We start from the raw sequence: 15,383 nt of genomic DNA on the forward strand, positions 1-15,383 counted from the left end.
GCTTAAAAAATCCCGCGCAAACGCGCTCCTAGACTGCCTGGCAAACCACCATGACAACCAACAGGGAACTGGGATGAAACGCATCACGTGGGCCTTCTGGGCCTTCTTGCTCGGCCTCACCGCGCTGTGGCTGATGGCCGACACGCTATGGCCCGCGCAGCCGGGCTACTTCGCGCTGCGCACCGTCTGGGTGCAATACAGCGGCGTGCTGGTGATGGGCGCGATGTCGCTCGCCATGCTGCTGGCCGTGCGCCCCGTGTGGCTGGAGCGGCATTTGGACGGGCTGGACAAGATGTACCGTCTGCACAAGTGGCTGGGCATCGCCGCGCTGGCGATCGGCACTGTGCACTGGCTCTGGGCCAAGGGCACCAAATGGGCCGTGGGATGGGGTTGGCTCACCCGGCCGCCGCGCGGGCCGCGCCCGCCTGCCGAGAGCCTGGGCCTTGCAGAGGCCACGCTGCGCGATTGGCGCGGCCTCGCCGAAGGCGTGGGCGAGTGGGCGTTCTACGCAGCGGTACTGCTCATCGTGCTGGCGCTGGTCAAGCGCTTTCCGTACCGGCTGTTCGCCAAGACGCACCAGTTGCTGGCCGTGGCTTACCTGGCGCTGGTCTTCCACACCGTGGTGCTGGTGCAGTGGAGCTACTGGTCGCAGCCGATCGGCTGGCTGCTGGCCCTGCTGGTGGCCGCCGGCACGGTATCAGCCGTGCTGGTACTGACCCGCCGCGTGGGCGGGCGCCGCACCGTTCAGGGTCGCATCGTTTCATTGCAGCCGTATCCCGCGCTGCGCGTGCTGGAAACGCGCATCCGTCTCGACGGCCTCTGGCCGGGGCACCGCGCGGGGCAATTCGCCTTCGTCACCTCCGACCCCAAGGAAGGCGCGCACCCCTACACCATCGCATCGGCGTGGATGCCACAAGACCCGTGCGTCACTTTCATCACCAAGGCCCTCGGCGACCACACCAGCCGCCTGCCCGACCGCCTGCGCGTGGGCGACCACGTGACGGTGGAGGGGCCGTACGGCTGCTTCACATTCGACGACGCGCGTCCACGCCAGATCTGGATCGGCGCCGGCATCGGCATTACGCCGTTCGTCGCACGCATGAAACAACTCGCGCACGGGGGCTCCCACTCCGCCCGGCCCATCGACCTGTTCCACACCACCGCCGACCACGACCCGGTGGCGCTGGACAAGCTGCGTGTCGATGCGCAGGCCGCCGGCGTGCGCCTGCACCTGTTCGTGGATGCACAGGACGGGCGCCTGGACGGCGAGCGTCTGCGAGCGCTGGTGCCCGAATGGCGAAACGCCAGCGTCTGGTTCTGCGGCCCGATACCGTTCGCCTCTGCCCTGCGGGCAGACCTGGCCGCGCACGGCCTGCCCACGCAGGCCTTCCACCAGGAACTGTTCCAGATGCGCTGATGCGACGCGAGGCAGGCCCCTCGCAACGCCAGGCCCGCCACTGCGTCTGCGGGGACTCGCCCCGCGCCGTCCCACGCCCCAAAACCGGGGCACACGCCTACAATTTGCGCTCGCCTTCCAACCGCATCACGCCCCATGAAACGCCTCTGGCTCCTGCTCTCCCAATCCGTCACCGTGCTGCTGGCTGCGTACTTCGTGGTGGCCACCCTGCAGCCCGACTGGCTGCAGCGCGGCGCCACACGCAGCGGCGCTGGCATATCGCTCATCCAGGCGCCCTCCTCCACGTCCGCCCAGCCCGCGGCGGGCAGCTTCAGTGGGGCGGCGCGCAAGGCGGCGCCAGCGGTGGTCAGCATCAACACCAGCAAGGCCGTGCGCCACCCGCGCAGCAACGACCCGTGGTTCCAGTTCTTCTTTGGAGACCAGGGCACCCAGGCGCAAACCGGCCTGGGCAGCGGCGTGATCATCAGCCCCGACGGCTACATCCTCACCAATAACCACGTGGTCGAGAGCGCTGACGAGATCGAGGTCACGCTCACGGACAGCCGGCGCGCACGCGCCACCGTGATCGGCACCGACCCTGAAACCGACCTGGCCGTGCTGAAGGTGGATCTCGACAAGCTGCCCGTCATCGTGCTGGGCGATTCCGACCAGCTCGCCGTGGGCGATCAGGTGCTGGCCATCGGCAACCCCTTTGGCGTGGGCCAGACGGTCACCAGCGGCATCGTGTCGGCCCTGGGTCGCAGCCAACTGGGCATCAACACTTTCGAGAACTTCATTCAGACCGACGCGGCCATCAACCCCGGCAACTCCGGCGGCGCGCTGGTGGACGTGAATGGCAACCTGATGGGCATCAACAACGCCATCTACTCCCGCTCAGGCGGCAGCATGGGCATCGGCTTTGCCATTCCCGTGTCGACGGCCAAGCTGGTGCTGGACGGTATCGTGCGCGACGGGCAGGTCACGCGCGGCTGGATCGGCGTGGAGCCCAACGAACTGTCCCCGGAACTGGCGCAGACCTTTGGCGTGAAGGCCACGGAGGGCGTGATCATCACCGGCGTGCTGCAGGGCGGTCCCGCGGCAGTGGCGGGGGTGCGGCCGGGCGACGTGATCCTGAGCGTGGAGGACAAAGCCACCAACAATGTGTCGCAACTGCTCACGGCGGTGGCGTCCCTCAAGCCCGGCTCCGCGGCCAGCTTTGCGCTGCAGCGCGGCGACGCGCGGCTGGAGGTATCGGTCGTGCCGGGCACGCGGCCCCGCGTGCAGCAGCGCCGCTGAACGGTATTACTATCAAAAAAATAGCTTCCCGCGGTTGTCTACAAAGCGCGGGAAGCTATTTTTGTTTCCACTCCTGAACGGTGCACCACCGGGCGCCGGCGGCCCCCCGCAGCGCGGCGGTGGCTCAGTGCACGCTCACGGCGCGGATTCCTGCGGATCTTCGGGTGCCTTGGTATGGCGGATGAACAGCTGCGCCGCCCAGATGCCCAACTCGTAGAGCAGGCACATGGGAATCGCCAGCGCCAGTTGCGACACCACGTCCGGCGGCGTAACGATGGCGGCGATCACGAACGCGACCACGATGAAGTAGCCGCGGAAGCTCTTGAGCTTTTCCACGCTCACGACGTTCAGGCGCGCCAGCACCACCACGGCGATCGGCACCTCGAAGGCCAGGCCGAAGGCGAGGAACATGGTCATCACGAAGCCCAGGTAGGCCTCGATGTCCGGCGCGGCGGTGATGCTCTTGGGGGCAAAACCCTGGATGAAGCTGAACACCTGCCCAAACACGAAGAAGTAGCAGAACGCCACGCCGATGAAGAACAGCACCGTGCTGGAAACCACCAGCGGCAGCACCAGGCGCTTCTCGTGCGAATACAGCCCCGGTGCCACGAAGGCCCACACCTGCCACAGCACGAAAGGCAGCGCCACAAGGAACGCCGACATCAGCAGGATCTTGAGCGGCACCATGAAGGGCGAGATCACCGAGGTGGCAATCATGGTCGCCCCCTGCGGCAAGTGGGCCACCAAGGGCGCGGCCAGGAAGTCGTACAGCTGGCCGGGACCGGGGTAGAAGAACAGGGCGGCCGCGACGACCCCCACCGCGATCATGGCCTTCACGAGGCGGTCGCGCAGCTCCATCAGGTGCTGCACGAAAGGCTGCTCGGTACCGGCGAGCTCGTCTTCTTGGTTCGGTGTTTCGGACATGGTGGGGGTGGGGGCGGGATCATGGCCCGCGCGGGCTGCGCAGGGCGCAGCCCATCAGGGGATCAATGGAATTTCTGGGGGCGGAACCGTGCCACGCGCGCCGCGCCTGACTGCACCCGCGTGCGCACGCCCGCGCGCGCCTTGTACCACTGGGGCATGGCACCGCGCTTGAGGCGCCAGTTCTTGGCTGGGTGCTTGTACGCCGGGACCACGGTGGACAGGCCTTGGTCCACCCCGTAGGTGCTGCCGGAAGCAGAGGCGTCGCCCAGGCTGTGCTCCATGTCCTTCTGGAAATCGCTGGCGCTGGTGTGGATGGTCTGCTCCACGTCGCGCGCCGCGTTCTCCACGGTGTCTTTCATCTTGCGCAGCTCGTCCAGCTCCATGGAGCGGTTAACCTCCGCCTTGACGTCGGCCACGTAACGCTGCGCCTTGCCCAGCAAGGTGCCCACCGTGCGCGCGACGCGCGGCAGCTTCTCGGGGCCGATGACGATGAGGGCCACGGCGCCAATCAGCGCCATCTTGGACAGGCCAATGTCGATCATGAGGAACGCTCAGGCAGGAAAGGCGTGGGCGTTCAGCTCTTGTGCTTGGCTTCGACGTCGATGGTGGTCTTGTCGGCAGCCGTGCTGTTGTTGGTCACCTGGCCCGCGGGCGCGCTGGTGGTGGCCGAGTCATCGGTGCTGGCGCCATCCTTCATGCCGTCCTTAAAACCCTTGACCGCGCCGCCCAGGTCGGAGCCGATGTTCTTGAGCTTCTTGGTGCCGAACACCATCACGACGATCAGCAGCACGATGAGCCAGTGCCAAATGGAAAACGAACCCATGAAAATCTCCTAACGAATACGGCCCATTCTAGACGGCGGATATGTCGGGCCCCTCATATCCCTAGCAACTTCACGGCGGCTGCAGGCGTGCCGACTTACCCCTTGAGCCAGGGACGGGGACCGCCGATCACGTGCATGTGCAGGTGGTGGATCTCCTGGCCGCCCTCGGAACCGGTATTTACCACGATGCGGAATCCTCCGTCCGGATAAGGGTTGCAGCCCTGCTCCTGCGCCAGCTTGGGCGCCAGCGTCATCATGTGCCCCAGCAGGTCCGCGTGCTCGGGCGTGACCGCCGCCATGGAGTGCAGATGGACCTTGGGCACCACGAGAAAATGCACCGGCGCCCAGGGGTGGATGTCATGGAAGGCAAACACCCGCTCGTCCTCGTACACCTTCTTCGAGGGGATCTGGCCGGCGATGATCTTGCAGAAGAGGCAGTTCGGGTCGTGCTGCATGGCGGAGGGCGAAAAGGCGGTCAACAGGCAGTGGAAAGGTCACGCATTGTCGGCGATGTTGACCGTGGTGCGCACGCCCACGTCCGCCCGGTGGGCCTGCAGCCAATCCTGGCCGGCCGCCCTGCCCAGGTCGAACAAGCGGCGCACGAAGGCCAGGTCCGCCCGCAGCTTGCTGGCAGCTCCGAACGGCTCGAGCACCGCGCCACCATCGATGCGGTGCATGCGCACGCTCTTGTAGCGGCGCGCGTCCAGCTTGCCTTCGGCCAGCAGCCGCCGCACGAACTCGATGGCGCGCAGCTCGGACAGCAGGGCGGCGTTGAACGTGATCTCGTTCATGCGCTCCATGATCTCGCTGGCACTGTCGGGCACGCCCTGGTGCTCGATGGGGTTGATCTGCACCAGCAGCACATCGGCACAGTCGGTCTTGTAGATCAGCGGGTGCAGCGCGGGGTTGCCGGAATAGCCACCGTCCCAGTAATGCTCGCCGTCAATCTCCACCGCCTTGAACAGCAGCGGCAGGCAGGCCGAAGCCATGACGGCATCGGCGCTGAGCCGCTTGGCGGTGAAAATCTCCCCGCGCCCGGTGCGCACATTGGTCGCGCACACGAACACCTGCGGCACAGTGGTGGACTGCGGCACACGCGCAGAAGCCAGGGCCTCGAAGTCCACCTCGCGCTCCAGCACCCTCCGCAGGGGGTTGATGTCCAGCGGATTGGTCTGGTAGGGCGACAGCCAGTGGGACATCATGCCCAGCAGCGGCCCGGCCCCGGGCAAGGGGATGCCCCAGGTCAGGCTGCCGAGTGTGCCCACGCCTTCCCACAGCCGCGCCAGCGTGGCGCGCGCCAGTTCGCAGCCGGCGCGGTGCGCCTCCAGCGGGTCTTTGTGTTCCCGCGCGGCCTGGGCGAATCCGTGGGCCAGCGCAACGGCATTCATGGCACCGGCGCTGGTGCCGCTCACGCCGTCGATGAGGAACTGGCCGTCTTCGAGCAACGCATCCAGCACGCCCCAGGTCAGCGCGCCATGCGAGCCGCCGCCCTGCAGCGCGAGGTTGAGCCGCCGCGGCGCGCCCTGCTCAGGCATCGATGGCCTGCCCCTTGTTCATGGCCACCATGCCGCGCACGATGCGGTAGAGGAACCAGATGGAGATCAGGCCCCAGGCGACCCAACCCGGGAAAAAGAAAACCAGCCACAGCGGCGCAGTGACCGCGTACAGCACGCCGGCCCAGATCACGGTGCGCACGCGCCAGGAGAAATGGCTGGCCTGCCAGGTACCCGCGGCATCGCTTTTCTTCACCAGGTCGATCACCAGCGCGACGATGAGGAGTGCGGCGCTAGGCTGCGCGCCCGGCAGCACCGCCGCCACGGCCACGATCAGGTGCAGGATGTAGCTGACCCATCCGACCGTCTTGAGGGATTCGGCCCGCTCGCTGGGCTCCACGTCGACGATATCGTTGTTCATCACGCACCTCCTTCTTCGCTGCTGCGGGCTGCGGCCTTGCGCAGGGCCTTTTCCTCGATGCCGCTGATGCCCTCGCGGCGCTCCAGCTCGGCAATCACGTCGGCGGGGGCAAGCCCGTAATGCGCCAGCGCGATCATCGAGTGGAACCACAGGTCGGCCACCTCGTACACCAGCTTGGCCTTGTCGGCGCCATGGTCCAAGTCCTTGGCCGCCATGACCACCTCGGTCGCCTCCTCGCCCACCTTCTTGAGGAAGGCGTCAGGCCCCTTGTGCAGCAGCCGCGCGACGTAGCTCTTGTCAGGGTCGCCGCCGTTGGCGGGCTTGCGGCTTTCGATGACGCCGGCCAGCCGCGCAAGCGCGTCCTGCGACAGAGGGGCATGGGTATCGGTGCGGGTCATGGCTTCTTATTTGTAGATGGATTCGGGGTCTTTCAAGACCGGATCGACAGCCTGCCACGCGCCATTCTGGAGGGCGTTGAAGAAGCAGCTGTGACGACCCGTGTGGCAGGCAATGCCGGGCTCGTGGCCCAGCTGCGTCACCTTCAGCAGCACCACGTCGCTGTCGCAGTCCAGGCGAATGTCGTGCACCTGCTGCACATGGCCCGACTCCTCGCCCTTGAACCACAGCTTGCCGCGCGAGCGGCTGTAGTACACGGCGCGGCCCAGCTCGGCGGTCTTGGCCAGCGCCTCGCGGTTCATCCAGGCAAACATCAGCACGTCGCCCGTGGCGGCCTCCTGCGCAATCACGGGCACCAGGCCCTGCGCATCCCATTTCACTTGATCAAGCCAGTTCATGGTGTCCATTGTCGGTCATCGGCAGCTACAACGCCGATGTATGCTGCTTTTTTTATAGCTTATAGCGCTTGCTGGAAGCGCGCTACAGGCCTTATCGGCATCCATTCGCGGCATCAGAGCCGCACGGGGATGCCGCGCTCGCGCATGCGCTCCTTGGCCTGGCGCACGGTGAACTCGCCGTAGTGGAAGATGCTGGCCGCCAGCACCGCATCCGCGCCGCCCTGCTGCACGCCATCGGCCAGATGGTCCAGGTTGCCCACGCCGCCCGAGGCGATCACGGGCACGCCCACGGCGTCGCTCACCGCACGGGTGAGTTGCAGATCAAACCCGCTCTTGGTGCCGTCGCGGTCCATGCTGGTCAGCAGGATCTCGCCCGCACCGCGGCGCGCCATCTCCACGGCCCACTGCACGGCGTCCAGGCCGGTGTTCTTGCGCCCGCCATGGCTGTAGACATCCCAGCCCTCGCCACGCTCGGCCACTTCCGCGCCCTGGCGGCGCTTGGCATCGATGGCCACGACGATGCACTGCGCGCCGTACTTGGCCGAGGCCTGGCTGATGACGTCGGGGTTGGCGATCGCGGCGGAGTTGAAGCTGGTCTTGTCCGCGCCCGCATTGAGCAGGCGGCGCACGTCTTCCACGGTGCGCACGCCGCCGCCTACGGTCAGGGGGATGAAAACCTGGCTGGCCACGGCCTCGATGATGGGCAGGATCAGGTCGCGCTCGTCGCTGGTGGCGGTGATGTCCAGGAAGGTGAGCTCGTCGGCGCCCTGCGCGTTGTAGCGCGCGGCGATCTCCACCGGATCGCCCGCGTCGCGCAGCTCGACAAAGTTGACACCCTTGACGACACGGCCACCGGTCACGTCAAGGCAGGGAATGATGCGTTTGGCAAGCATGCGCCAGCACTCCGGCTTTTGAAGAAGAAGGGCCGCAAGATACCATGGGCGGCGCCGTGCTCAGCTATTGAATCAATAGCTTTTCGCGCCCGTCGGATTTGGTTTCCAAACCATTTCCCCCATCAATTCGTTGACTGACAAGCGCGACCAGCTATCAATCAAGGAGCATCACCCAGTCGGCGCGCCTCACCGTCCTGCCAGCGCCAGGCATCCCGGCACATGGCCTGCAGGTCGCGCCGCGCGCGCCAGCCCAGCAGGCGCTCGGCCAGGGCTGGGTCGGCCCAGCAGGCGGCCACATCGCCGGGGCGGCGCGCCACCACCTGGTAGGGCACGGCACGGCCGCTGGCCTGCTCGAAGCCGCGCACCATCTCCAGCACCGACACCGGCCGTCCCGTGCCGAGGTTCACCGTGAGCAGCCCCGGATGCGCGCGCAGGTAGCGCAGCGCGGCCACGTGGCCCTCGGCCAGATCGCACACGTGGATGTAGTCGCGCACGCCCGTGCCGTCGGGCGTGGGGTAGTCGCCGCCGTACACGCTCAGCACCTCGCGCTGGCCGCAGGCCACCTGCGCCACGTAGGGCATGAGGTTGTTGGGCACGCCCTGCGGGTCCTCGCCGATCAGGCCGCTCTCGTGCGCGCCCACGGGGTTGAAGTAGCGCAGCCGCGCGATGCGCCACTGGCCGGGCTCGGCGTGGTCCACGTCGGCCAGCACCTGCTCCATCATCAGCTTGCTCCAGCCGTAAGGGTTGGTGGCCGACAGCGGAAAGTCCTCGCGGATGGGCAGGCTCGCCGGATCGCCATACACCGTGGCCGAGGAGGAAAACACCAGCGTGCGCACGCCGGCCGCCTGCATGGCGCGCAGCAGGCTCACCGTCCCCGCCACGTTGTTTTCGTAGTAGCGCAGCGGCTCGCGCACCGATTCGCCCACGGCCTTGAGCGCGGCGAAGTGGATCACGCCCTCGATGGGGTGGGACGCAAACAGTTGCCGCAGCAACTGCGCGTCGCGCACGTCGCCCTCGACGCACGCCACCGGCTTGCCGGTGATGCGCGCCAGGCGGTCCAGCACGCTGCGGCGGCTGTTGCTGAAGTTGTCGAGCAGCAAGGTGGGAATGCCTGCATCGGCAAGGGCCGCGCAGGTGTGGGTGCCGATGAAACCCGCGCCCCCGGTTACAAGAATCATGTCCTCTCGCCCTCGAAAATACGCAAAGGCATGAATGTACCGCCGGGCTTCATTCAACCGCGCGAGGCCGGGGCGCGTTGTAATCGGGTAAACTTGGCTTGCGCCCCACATGGCCGCCGGCGCTCTTCCCGCAGGGCGGGCGCGCGCGGATGGGCGTGGGTTATTGGCCGCTATCCACCCTCTTTTTGCTGATCAACCGCCTGTGCCGACGGCGCGCGGTGCGTTCCGTTCCGAATGACTGTATCGCCCTCTTCCGCCACGCCCCCCGCCGAATCCATGGTCGTGCTGCGGCCCTCGGGACAACCGGTTCCGGCACAGCCCCAGGCCCAGGTCTTCGATTCCTGGGACGCCTTCACGCGGTCGTCCGTGCAGCCCCTCGGCTTTTACCTGGAGGAGTGGGATGCTCCCGCCGCGGACGATCTGATTCTCCAGTTGCGCCGCAGCCCCTGGTGGGACCGCCTGGCCGTGGTGGCCCCCGGCGAGGGCAAGGCCTCCGTGCTGGCCGACACCGCCGCACCCTATGCCGACGCGGTGGCCCGCGCGGAGCGCAGCCTGGCCGTACGCCGCAGCCTGCGCCTGGCCCTGACGGACATGCGCCTGGAAGAGCGCGTGCTGTACTTCCTGTACGTGCGCGACGCGATGGAGCTGGCGCCGCAGTGCACGCTCACGCACCCCATGCTCTACCACTATCCCGTGGTGGACGCCCTGGCGCAGCGGGGCGAGGATCCCGGTGCCTGCCTCGCGACCCTGGTGCGCCGCAAGCTCTTGGAGCCCGCCCAGCTGGTGGACCGCACGCGCCACTGCCGCACCTGCGGCAGCGCTCACATCCACTACATCGATGTCTGCCCGCACTGCTCCAGCCTGCAGATCCGCAAGGAAGCCTCGCTGCACTGCTTCTCCTGCGGGCATGTGGCGCCCGAGAGCGACTTCCACCACGACGGCGGTCTCTCCTGCCCCCAGTGCAGCGCGGCGCTGCGCCACATTGGTGTGGACTATGACCGCCCGCTGACGCAGTACGCCTGCGGCAGCTGCCATCACGTGTTCGTGGAGACCACGACGCAGGCACGCTGCCTGGCCTGCCGCACCAGCTGCGCGCCCAGTGCCCTGGATGTACGCGAAGTCGCCAGCCTGCGCCTGGGCGCACACGGCCGCACCGCGCTGCGCGCAGGGCAGATCCAGGAGTCGTTTGCGGCGCTCGACACCGCCAACTACGTTGAGGCGCCCCATTTCCGGCGCATGCTCGACTGGGCACTGGCCGTGACCACGCGCCATCCGGAGATGCGGTTCGGGCTCATGCTGATCGAGTTCACCAACGCCACGGAACTCATCGAGGAGCTGGGGGCCGCGCGCGTCTTCCTGCTGCTGGACGAGTTCGCGCGCCGCCTGCACGAATTGCTGCGCACGTCAGACATCACCACCCGCACGCAGGAGGACAAGCTCTGGCTGTTCCTGCCGTTCTCCGACCCCGCAGGCCTGTCCGCGCGACTGCAGCGCGCGCTGTCCGACCAGACGGTGGCGGCTGCCCCATCGGCGCTGCAGGCGCGCATCCGCCATCTTCAGATGCCGCAGGACCTGCGTGCCGGAGACAGCGCAGCGGCGCTGATGGAACGGCTGCTCGACCAGGCCTGACGCCGCATGTGGGACACCGCCGTCTTTGCCTTCGCGACGCTGTTCGCCAGCTCCAGCCAGCAGAACTGGGTGGAGCTGGCGCTCAAGTTCTTTCCGTTCGTCGTGTTCCTGGAGGCGCCCTTCTTCCTGCTGGTCACCGCAGGCATGGTGAAGTACGGATTGCGTGAGCACCGCCCGCTGCGCCAGCGCGAAGCCTATCCGCGCGTGTCGTGCGTCATCACCTGCTATTCCGAGGGGGAGGACGTGGGCAAGACCATCGGGTCGCTGGCGCAACAGCTGTACCCCGGCTTCATCGAGATCATCGCCGTGATCGACGGCGCGCTGCAAAACGGCCCCACGCTGCGCGCCGCGCGGCGCGCGCAGTCGCTGCTGGCAGGCACCCAGCGCCGCAGCCTGGTGGTGCTGCCCAAGTGGCAGCGCGGGGGACGCGTGTCGTCGCTGAACGCGGGCCTGTCCATTGCCACGGGCGAGGTGGTGATGGCACTGGACGGCGACACCTCTTTCGATAACGACATGGTGCGCAACGCCACGCGCCACTTCGATGACCCAGGCGTCGTGGGCGTGGCGGGTAACCTGCGCGTGCGCAACGCCAAGCGCTCGCTGGTCACGCGGCTGCAGGCACTGGAATACATGCTCTCCATCGGAGCGGGCAAGACCGGACTGTCGGAGTTCAACATCGTCAACAACATCTCCGGCGCGTTCGGCGTCTTCCGCACCCGGTTCCTGCGCAACCTGGGCGGGTGGGACGCCGGCACCGCCGAAGACCTGGACATGACGATGCGCATCAAGCAGTACTTCGGCCGGCACCCGGACCTGCGCATCGTGTTCGACCCGCACGCCGTCGGGCACACGGACGCCCCGGACACCTGGCGTGTCTTCTTTCGCCAGCGCCTGCGCTGGGATGGAGACATGTTCTACATCTTCATCCGCAAGTTCCGCTTCAACCTGCGCCCGCGCCTGCTGGGCTGGCGCAACTTCCTGTTCGTCATCGTGAACGGCCTGCTGATGCAACTCGTGCTGCCGTTCCTGATCGTGGCGTACACCGGCACCATGCTCTTCACCATGCCCTTGGGGGTGGTGATGGGCGTGCTGGCCTTCATCTACCTCGCCTACCTGGCCGCGCTGCTGTTTTACTTCCTGCTGTACGTCGTGGCCGTGTCCGAACGACCGCGGGACGACGTGTGGTACCTGGGCTTCCTGCCGCTGTTTCCCCTCTTTGCCTTCGTCAACCGCATCCACTGCTCGTTCTCCATCATGGCCGAGATGTTCATGAAGTCCCACCTGGACTCGTCCATGGCGCCCTGGTGGGTGCTGCGCAAGACCAAGTTCTGACATGTTCCAGCGCAGCCCCCGTCACACCCTGATCGCTCTGCTGGCCTGCATCTGCGCGGGCCCGCAGGGCGCCGCGGCCCACGCCAGCCCGCCGGTCTCCCTCACGCAGCTGGAGGACCGCGCCCGCGCCTTCGCCCCATCGGCCCGGCTGGCGCAGGCGGACGTTACCGTGGCCGAGCAGCGCAGCGCCGCCCTGCAGGCGGGCAGTGGTGCCCAGCTGTTTGGCGGCGCGGGCGTGGACAACGCGCGCGAGGCGGTGACCGATACCCTCAGCCGCGACTACCAGCGCACCCAGATGCACCTGGGGGTGCGCTGGCCCCTGCTGGGCACGCGCGCGGCGCAGCAACGCACGGTGGACGATGCCCAGCATGCCGTGGAGCAAAGCCGACTGCGCCGCCTGCAGATGGAAAACGAGGCCGTGCTTGCCGTGCGCCGCGCCTATGTGCGCCACCTGCGCAGTGTGGAGCGCATCCGCCTGGCGGACGCCTTCCTGCGGGTGCGCGCCGAGGCGCAGGAGCAATTGGCGAGCCGCCACGCCGCTGGCGTGCTGCTGGAGGCCGACCGGCTGGACCTCGGCGGCCTGTTCAACATCGTGCAGGCGACGCATGACAGCCAGAGTGCCGCGCGGGATCTGGCCCGCGCCGAGATCGAGCGCCTGACGGGACAGCCCGCCGCAGCGGTGCAGACGCAGGAACCCGCCTGGCCCCAGACCTGCCTGGCCCCCAGCGCAGCGGCACAGGACCGATCCCCTGCCGTCACGCTGGCACAACAGGAAGTGGACGCAGCCCTGCAGCGCCAGCAGCATGCGCGCCTGGAAGGGGTGCAAGCCAGTGTCTCGCTGGCGCAGTCGTTCAGCCGTGACATCGGCGGCCCCACGGGCCACAGCACGCGCGTGGGCGTGGACTTCTCTCTGCCGCTGCAGTGGCGCAGCCAGCGCGACGCGGCCCTGGCCCAGGCGCAGGGCGAGATCGACCGCGCCCAGGCGCTGCTGGCCTTGCGCCGCAGCGAACTGGAGGCCGCGGCCCAGCAGGCCCTGGCCGCCTATCGGCTGCGCGACAAGGAAATGGCAGGCCACCGGCACCGCCAGCAGGCCGCGGCCGAGGCGCTTCGGATCGCGCAGTTGCGCCTGAACGCCTTCGACGGCGACGGCTATTCCAAGCTGCTCACCACGCGCTATGCGCTGTACCAGGCCGCCGTGCAGGTGGTGGACGGCGCCGAGCGGCGCGACCTGGCCGCCCTGGACGTGCTGGCCCTGGGCGATGGATGCACGCTGGCCTGGCACGACGCCCCCGCGGCACCCGATCCCTGGGCAGCGACGGTCGCCGCGCTGGCCGGGGGCACGGCACCGGCCTCCGCCAAGGCGGCGCCCGGCGAGACCGGCCTGGGCTGGTATGTGTGGCAGGGGCAAGCCCTGCTGGACCAGCCCGCGCAACTGGACGAACTGCCCCCTCGCAGCCGCCGCCTGCTGCTGTCGTTCACGGCGGCGCAGTTGCAGGCCCTGGCACGGCCCGACGGCCGGGCGCAGTGGATGGCCCTGCGCGCGCAGGCGCAGGCACGACAGTTGACGCTCGAACTGCTGCTGGGTGAGCCCACCTGGGTGTTGCCCCACGAGCGCGCGCGACTGCTGGCCCTGGTGGAGTCCTTGCGCGACCTGCCCGCCGACGCGCTGCACCTGGACCTGGAGCGCAGCCAGCTCCCCGCCGCCCAGCAGCGCGACTGGAGCCGCCACCTCATCGACACGCTGCAGGCGGTGCGCGCCGCGGCTCCCTGGCCCCTGGCCCTGACGACACACTACCGTGAACTGCAGCAACCCGGTTTTGCCGCACGCGTACACGCAGCCGGGGTCAGCGAAGTGGTGGCGATGCTCTACGTGAACAACCCCGAGCGCACCGCCACCCTCGCCCGGCCGTTGTTGTCAGCAGCGCCAGCGGGGTTGCGCATCGCGGTCGCGCAAAGCATCGAATCCGCGCTGCCGGCGCAAGAGAGCAGCTTCGCGTTGGGCAAGGCCCGGTCCCTGCAGCGCTGGGATGCGCTGGCACACCAATTGGCCGGCCTGCCGGGCTTTGGGGGCGTCGTGGTGCAGTCGTGGGAAGACTATAGGGAGGCTCGGCCTTGAAGATCAATTTTGACGCGCCGCCCACCTCGGCGCAGGAAACCAACGGCCTGGAAGTGCGCTATGCAGCCGCCAAGCGCCGCGTGCCGCGCTGGCACTGGTATTTGCTGCTCGCCATGGTGCTGGTGGCCCCCGCCTACCTGCTGGTCCGCTTCGGCATCGCCTACTGGTGGGAGAGTACGCCGGCCCAGGTCGTGCTGGAGCAGGCCACCCTGCGCGCACCGGCCGCCGGCCGCGTGGCATTCGTGGCGGCGCCCGGCGCACCGCTGGAACCCGGCCAGCCCGTGATGGCGCTGGAGCGCACGCCGACGGACACCCCCGCACCGCCTGCCGCCACGCCAAGCCCCACGCCGCATGCGCAGGAACCCGCCCAGGCGCAGGCCCACACCGCCAGGCTGGCGCTGCTGACCGAGGCCGAGCGCCTGGCCAGCCGCCGGCTGGCGATCCAGCAGGAGAGGCTGCAGACCATGCAGGGCTTGCGCGAGCAGGGGGCCGCCACACGCCAGGAAGTGGACAACCTGCGCTTTCAGGTCCTGCAGGCCGAGGCGGACCTCAGCCGCGCCCGCGCCGATGTGCGCGAGCAGCGCATGCTGGTGGCGCGCGCGCCAACTATCGTGCCGGCCCCGGCGGCGCCTGCAACGCCATCGGCCCCCGCGGAAGAAGCTGCGCCCGCGCAGCCCGGCACCGCCCTTGCGCCCTTTGCCGCCACCGCGGTGCAGGCCCTGGTGCGCCCGGGGGACTGGGTAGCCCAGGGCACGGAGGTCGCCGTACTGCAGCGGCGCGGGGAACCGCTGGTGCATGCCTACCTGCCGCCCGACAAGGCGCGCTACGCGCAAGTCGGCCGCATGGCCACGCTGCATTTCATGGACGGGGGCAAGGTGCGCGCGAAAGTGGTGGGGCTCATGATGGAGGCGCAAAGCCCGCCGGCCGACCGCGTGTCGCCGCTGACCCCGCGCACGCCGTCCATCGTGGTGAAACTCCAGGCGCTGGAGCCGTTGCCCGCGCCCTACCACATCCACCAATTGCCGCTGGATGTGCGTTTCGACTGGGTGGCCAGCCGCTGGTTCTGACCCGGCCGCATACGCCGCCGG

16 protein-coding genes are annotated in these 15,383 nt (G+C 68.3%); 6 read left to right on the forward strand and 10 right to left on the reverse strand.

What is annotated here, in order from left to right; all coding sequences use genetic code 11:
* Window positions 1–73 precede the first annotated feature (73 nt).
* Together I3K84_RS09160 and I3K84_RS09165 are read left to right on the forward strand one after the other, a co-directional pair.
* On the forward strand, window positions 74–1,417 hold the full coding sequence (locus I3K84_RS09160) for a ferric reductase-like transmembrane domain-containing protein (RefSeq protein WP_172206319.1): 1,344 nt from the start codon (window positions 74–76) through the stop codon (window positions 1,415–1,417).
* 135 nt (window positions 1,418–1,552) lie between these two features.
* Window positions 1,553–2,692: a trypsin-like peptidase domain-containing protein gene (locus tag I3K84_RS09165; protein ID WP_196995947.1), complete on the forward strand. Its 1,140-nt coding sequence runs from the start codon at window positions 1,553–1,555 to the stop codon at window positions 2,690–2,692.
* 135 nt (window positions 2,693–2,827) lie between these two features.
* On the opposite strand, the gene tatC is transcribed toward I3K84_RS09165, so the two are convergent.
* The 10 genes from tatC to galE all read right to left on the reverse strand — a co-directional run bounded on the left by tatC (window position 2,828) and on the right by galE (window position 9,218).
* On the reverse strand, window positions 2,828–3,616 hold the full coding sequence (tatC, locus tag I3K84_RS09170; protein WP_047349954.1) for a twin-arginine translocase subunit TatC: 789 nt from the start codon (window positions 3,614–3,616) through the stop codon (window positions 2,828–2,830).
* Window positions 3,617–3,678: 62 nt separating this feature from the next.
* Window positions 3,679–4,158 (reverse strand): Sec-independent protein translocase protein TatB, encoded by a 480-nt coding sequence (tatB, locus tag I3K84_RS09175; RefSeq protein WP_012655731.1) that lies wholly within the window; start codon window positions 4,156–4,158, stop codon window positions 3,679–3,681.
* 32 nt (window positions 4,159–4,190) lie between these two features.
* A complete protein-coding gene (gene tatA / locus I3K84_RS09180) occupies window positions 4,191–4,439 on the reverse strand; it encodes a Sec-independent protein translocase subunit TatA (protein ID WP_011804230.1) in 249 nt (82 codons plus the stop codon).
* A 95-nt stretch (window positions 4,440–4,534) separates the two neighbouring features.
* Window positions 4,535–4,894: a histidine triad nucleotide-binding protein gene (locus I3K84_RS09185; RefSeq protein WP_012655729.1), complete on the reverse strand. Its 360-nt coding sequence runs from the start codon at window positions 4,892–4,894 to the stop codon at window positions 4,535–4,537.
* A 39-nt stretch (window positions 4,895–4,933) separates the two neighbouring features.
* The gene (locus tag I3K84_RS09190; protein WP_196995948.1) at window positions 4,934–5,974 is read right to left on the reverse strand and encodes a patatin-like phospholipase family protein; all 1,041 of its coding nucleotides are present in this window, start codon (window positions 5,972–5,974) and stop codon (window positions 4,934–4,936) included.
* Complete coding sequence (locus I3K84_RS09195) at window positions 5,967–6,353, reverse strand: membrane protein (RefSeq protein ID WP_011804227.1); 387 nt, start codon at window positions 6,351–6,353, stop codon at window positions 5,967–5,969. The genes I3K84_RS09190 and I3K84_RS09195 overlap by 8 nt, the downstream gene beginning before the upstream one ends.
* The gene (locus tag I3K84_RS09200) at window positions 6,353–6,751 is read right to left on the reverse strand and encodes a phosphoribosyl-ATP diphosphatase (RefSeq protein WP_011804226.1); all 399 of its coding nucleotides are present in this window, start codon (window positions 6,749–6,751) and stop codon (window positions 6,353–6,355) included. Before I3K84_RS09200 ends, I3K84_RS09195 begins: the two co-directional genes overlap by 1 nt.
* A 6-nt stretch (window positions 6,752–6,757) precedes the next feature.
* Complete coding sequence (gene hisI / locus I3K84_RS09205; RefSeq protein ID WP_011804225.1) at window positions 6,758–7,156, reverse strand: phosphoribosyl-AMP cyclohydrolase; 399 nt, start codon at window positions 7,154–7,156, stop codon at window positions 6,758–6,760.
* 104 nt (window positions 7,157–7,260) lie between these two features.
* Complete coding sequence (gene hisF, locus I3K84_RS09210; protein WP_011804224.1) at window positions 7,261–8,040, reverse strand: imidazole glycerol phosphate synthase subunit HisF; 780 nt, start codon at window positions 8,038–8,040, stop codon at window positions 7,261–7,263.
* A gap of 158 nt (window positions 8,041–8,198) precedes the next feature.
* Complete coding sequence (galE, locus tag I3K84_RS09215; protein WP_196995949.1) at window positions 8,199–9,218, reverse strand: UDP-glucose 4-epimerase GalE; 1,020 nt, start codon at window positions 9,216–9,218, stop codon at window positions 8,199–8,201.
* Between the two features lie 234 nt (window positions 9,219–9,452).
* Here galE and I3K84_RS09220 point away from each other — a divergent pair, with 234 nt between their 5' ends.
* From I3K84_RS09220 to I3K84_RS09235, 4 genes are read left to right on the forward strand one after another with little or no spacing between them, the layout of a single operon-like run.
* Window positions 9,453–10,847 carry a diguanylate cyclase domain-containing protein gene (locus tag I3K84_RS09220; protein ID WP_196995950.1) on the forward strand — a complete coding sequence of 465 codons (1,395 nt, stop codon included), beginning with the start codon at window positions 9,453–9,455 and terminating at the stop codon, window positions 10,845–10,847.
* 6 nt (window positions 10,848–10,853) lie between these two features.
* Window positions 10,854–12,179, forward strand: coding sequence for a glycosyltransferase (locus I3K84_RS09225; protein WP_012655723.1), 1,326 nt, complete (start codon window positions 10,854–10,856; stop codon window positions 12,177–12,179).
* A 1-nt stretch (window position 12,180) separates the two neighbouring features.
* The gene (locus I3K84_RS09230) at window positions 12,181–14,295 is read left to right on the forward strand and encodes a TolC family protein (protein WP_196995951.1); all 2,115 of its coding nucleotides are present in this window, start codon (window positions 12,181–12,183) and stop codon (window positions 14,293–14,295) included.
* Complete coding sequence (locus I3K84_RS09235; RefSeq protein WP_196995952.1) at window positions 14,292–15,362, forward strand: HlyD family efflux transporter periplasmic adaptor subunit; 1,071 nt, start codon at window positions 14,292–14,294, stop codon at window positions 15,360–15,362. The genes I3K84_RS09230 and I3K84_RS09235 overlap by 4 nt, the downstream gene beginning before the upstream one ends.
* Window positions 15,363–15,383 lie beyond the last annotated feature (21 nt).

The sequence above is a fragment of the Diaphorobacter sp. JS3051 genome (assembly GCF_015832135.1).
Classification (GTDB): Bacteria; Pseudomonadota; Gammaproteobacteria; order Burkholderiales; family Burkholderiaceae_C; genus Diaphorobacter; species Diaphorobacter nitroreducens.

Excerpts from the sequence above, each read along its gene's own strand:
- I3K84_RS09160 (WP_172206319.1), top strand. The coding sequence starts at position 74 with ATGAAACGCATCACGTGGGCCTTCTGGGCCTTCTTGCTCGGCCTCACC.
- I3K84_RS09165 (WP_196995947.1), top strand. The coding sequence starts at position 1,553 with ATGAAACGCCTCTGGCTCCTGCTCTCCCAATCCGTCACCGTGCTGCTG.
- tatC (WP_047349954.1), bottom strand. The coding sequence starts at position 3,616 with ATGTCCGAAACACCGAACCAAGAAGACGAGCTCGCCGGTACCGAGCAG.
- tatB (WP_012655731.1), bottom strand. The coding sequence starts at position 4,158 with ATGATCGACATTGGCCTGTCCAAGATGGCGCTGATTGGCGCCGTGGCC.
- tatA (WP_011804230.1), bottom strand. The coding sequence starts at position 4,439 with ATGGGTTCGTTTTCCATTTGGCACTGGCTCATCGTGCTGCTGATCGTC.
- I3K84_RS09185 (WP_012655729.1), bottom strand. The coding sequence starts at position 4,894 with ATGCAGCACGACCCGAACTGCCTCTTCTGCAAGATCATCGCCGGCCAG.
- I3K84_RS09190 (WP_196995948.1), bottom strand. The coding sequence starts at position 5,974 with ATGCCTGAGCAGGGCGCGCCGCGGCGGCTCAACCTCGCGCTGCAGGGC.
- I3K84_RS09195 (WP_011804227.1), bottom strand. The coding sequence starts at position 6,353 with ATGAACAACGATATCGTCGACGTGGAGCCCAGCGAGCGGGCCGAATCC.
- I3K84_RS09200 (WP_011804226.1), bottom strand. The coding sequence starts at position 6,751 with ATGACCCGCACCGATACCCATGCCCCTCTGTCGCAGGACGCGCTTGCG.
- hisI (WP_011804225.1), bottom strand. The coding sequence starts at position 7,156 with ATGGACACCATGAACTGGCTTGATCAAGTGAAATGGGATGCGCAGGGC.
- hisF (WP_011804224.1), bottom strand. The coding sequence starts at position 8,040 with ATGCTTGCCAAACGCATCATTCCCTGCCTTGACGTGACCGGTGGCCGT.
- galE (WP_196995949.1), bottom strand. The coding sequence starts at position 9,218 with ATGATTCTTGTAACCGGGGGCGCGGGTTTCATCGGCACCCACACCTGC.
- I3K84_RS09220 (WP_196995950.1), top strand. The coding sequence starts at position 9,453 with ATGACTGTATCGCCCTCTTCCGCCACGCCCCCCGCCGAATCCATGGTC.
- I3K84_RS09225 (WP_012655723.1), top strand. The coding sequence starts at position 10,854 with ATGTGGGACACCGCCGTCTTTGCCTTCGCGACGCTGTTCGCCAGCTCC.
- I3K84_RS09230 (WP_196995951.1), top strand. The coding sequence starts at position 12,181 with ATGTTCCAGCGCAGCCCCCGTCACACCCTGATCGCTCTGCTGGCCTGC.